This is a genomic window from Variovorax sp. 05T418, from assembly GCF_056396385.1.
Window position 1 is genome coordinate 2,501 of sequence record NZ_JBFTLJ010000034.1, and the last position, 3,153, is coordinate 5,653.

General features: G+C 50.6%; 2 rRNA genes (1 of these 2 running past the window's edge). Both read left to right on the top strand.

The window, feature by feature from the left end:
* Positions 1-2,871 (top strand): 23S ribosomal RNA (locus tag AC1DMS_RS31530); it begins 2 nt to the left of the window's first position.
* Between the two features lie 128 nt (positions 2,872-2,999).
* Positions 3,000-3,112 (top strand): 5S ribosomal RNA (gene rrf / locus AC1DMS_RS31535).
* The last annotated feature ends 41 nt before the right edge of the window (positions 3,113-3,153 follow it).

Below are 3,153 nucleotides of genomic sequence, written 5' to 3' on the forward strand. Positions count from 1 at the left end.
TCAAGTGAATAAGAGCACGTGGTGGATGCCTTGGCGATGATAGGCGACGAAGGACGTGATAGCCTGCGATAAGCTTCGGGGAGCTGGCAAATTAGCTTTGATCCGGAGATTTCCGAATGGGGAAACCCACCGAAAGGTATCGCATGATGAATACATAGTCATGCGAGGCGAACCGGGTGAACTGAAACATCTCAGTAGCTCGAGGAAAAGACATCAACCGAGATTCCGAAAGTAGTGGCGAGCGAAATCGGAGAAGCCTGTTAGTGATAGCACAAGACATAACGGAACAGTTTGGAAAGACTGGCCATAGCGGGTGATAGCCCCGTACGTGAAATGACCTGTGTGGTACTGAGCTAACGACAAGTAGGGCGGGACACGAGAAATCCTGTCTGAATATGGGGGGACCATCCTCCAAGGCTAAATACTCATCATCGACCGATAGTGAACTAGTACCGTGAGGGAAAGGCGAAAAGAACCCCGGGAGGGGAGTGAAATAGATCCTGAAACCGCGTGCTTACAAAAAGTAGGAGCCTCGTAAGGGGTGACTGCGTACCTTTTGTATAATGGGTCAGCGACTTACATTCAGTGGCAAGGTTAACCGAATAGGGAAGCCGTAGAGAAATCGAGTCCGAATAGGGCGATCAGTCGCTGGGTGTAGACCCGAAACCAAGTGATCTATCCATGGCCAGGATGAAGGTGCCGTAACAGGTACTGGAGGTCCGAACCGACTAGTGTTGCAAAACTAGCGGATGAGCTGTGGATAGGGGTGAAAGGCTAAACAAACTTGGAAATAGCTGGTTCTCTCCGAAAACTATTTAGGTAGTGCCTCAAGTATTACCATCGGGGGTAGAGCACTGTTTTGGCTAGGGGGTCATGGCGACTTACCAAACCAAGGCAAACTCCGAATACCGATGAGTACAGCTTGGGAGACAGAGCACCGGGTGCTAACGTCCGGACTCAAGAGGGAAACAACCCAGACCGCCAGCTAAGGTCCCTAAAATTGGCTAAGTGGGAAACGAAGTGGGAAGGCTAAAACAGTCAGGATGTTGGCTTAGAAGCAGCCATCATTTAAAGAAAGCGTAATAGCTCACTGATCGAGTCGTCCTGCGCGGAAGATGTAACGGGGCTAAGCCAGTTACCGAAGCTGCGGATTTGCAATTTATTGCAAGTGGTAGGAGAGCGTTCTGTAAGCCTGTGAAGGTGCGTTGTAAAGCGTGCTGGAGGTATCAGAAGTGCGAATGCTGACATGAGTAGCGTTAAAGGGGGTGAAAAGCCCCCTCGCCGTAAGCGCAAGGTTTTCTACGCAACGTTCATCGGCGTAGAGTGAGTCGGCCCCTAAGGCGAGGCAGAGATGCGTAGCTGATGGGAAACAGGTCAATATTCCTGTACCGTTATATAGTGCGATGTGGGGACGGATCTTAATAGGTCATCCGGGTGTTGGATATCCCGGTTTAGTTGGATGTAGGCGTGCATTAGGCAAATCCGGTGCACATATACCGAGGCCAACGATCGAGCGGACTTGTCCGTGAAGTGACTGAACGAGGTTCCAGGAAAAGCCACTAAGCTTCAGCTATATACGACCGTACCGCAAACCGACACTGGTGCGCGAGATGAGTATTCTAAGGCGCTTGAGAGAACTCAGGAGAAGGAACTCGGCAAATTGACACCGTAACTTCGGAAGAAGGTGTGCCCTATTAGTGTGTAGTGAACAACGAAGCATGAATGGGTTGCAAAAAATCGGTGGCTGCGACTGTTTATTAAAAACACAGCACTCTGCAAACACGAAAGTGGACGTATAGGGTGTGACGCCTGCCCGGTGCTGGAAGATTAAATGATGGGGTGCAAGCTCTTGATTGAAGTCCCAGTAAACGGCGGCCGTAACTATAACGGTCCTAAGGTAGCGAAATTCCTTGTCGGGTAAGTTCCGACCTGCACGAATGGCGTAACGATGGCCACACTGTCTCCTCCTGAGACTCAGCGAAGTTGAAATGTTTGTGATGATGCAATCTCCCCGCGGAAAGACGGAAAGACCCCATGAACCTTTACTGTAGCTTTGTATTGGACTTTGAACAGATCTGTGTAGGATAGGTGGGAGGCTTTGAAGCAGGGTCGCTAGATCTTGTGGAGCCAACGTTGAAATACCACCCTGGTGTGTTTGAGGTTCTAACCTAGGTCCATTATCTGGATCGGGGACAGTGCATGGTAGGCAGTTTGACTGGGGCGGTCTCCTCCCAAAGCGTAACGGAGGAGTTCGAAGGTACGCTAGTTACGGTCGGACATCGTGACGATAGTGCAATGGCATAAGCGTGCTTAACTGCGAGACTGACAAGTCGAGCAGATGCGAAAGCAGGACATAGTGATCCGGTGGTTCTGTATGGAAGGGCCATCGCTCAACGGATAAAAGGTACTCTGGGGATAACAGGCTGATACCGCCCAAGAGTTCATATCGACGGCGGTGTTTGGCACCTCGATGTCGGCTCATCTCATCCTGGGGCTGTAGCCGGTCCCAAGGGTATGGCTGTTCGCCATTTAAAGAGGTACGTGAGCTGGGTTTAAAACGTCGTGAGACAGTTTGGTCCCTATCTTCCGTGGGCGCTGCAGATTTGAGGAAGCCTGCTCCTAGTACGAGAGGACCGGAGTGGACACACCTCTGGTGTATCGGTTGTCACGCCAGTGGCATTGCCGAGTAGCTAAGTGTGGAAGAGATAACCGCTGAAAGCATCTAAGCGGGAAACTCGTTTCAAGATGAGATCTGCCGGGGCCTTGAGCCCCCTAAAGAGTCGTTCAAGACCAGGACGTTGATAGGTCAGGTGTGGAAGCGCAGTAATGCGTTAAGCTAACTGATACTAATTGCTCGTGCGGCTTGACCCTATAACTTTGATCAATCAGATCAAGGTGTTATGCCAAGTTGACGCATTCAAAATAATTCGCCAAAAGCTGATTCCAAACTCTATGAATTCGTTGTGTTGATCATGTGATCAGCACGACAACAAGTTATGCCTGATGACCATAGCGACGTGGTACCACTCCTTCCCATCCCGAACAGGACAGTGAAACGCGTCAGCGCCGATGATAGTGCGGGTTCCCGTGTGAAAGTAGGTCATCGTCAGGCTCTTACAGCCAGGAAAAGCCCAACACGGTGTGTTGGGCTTT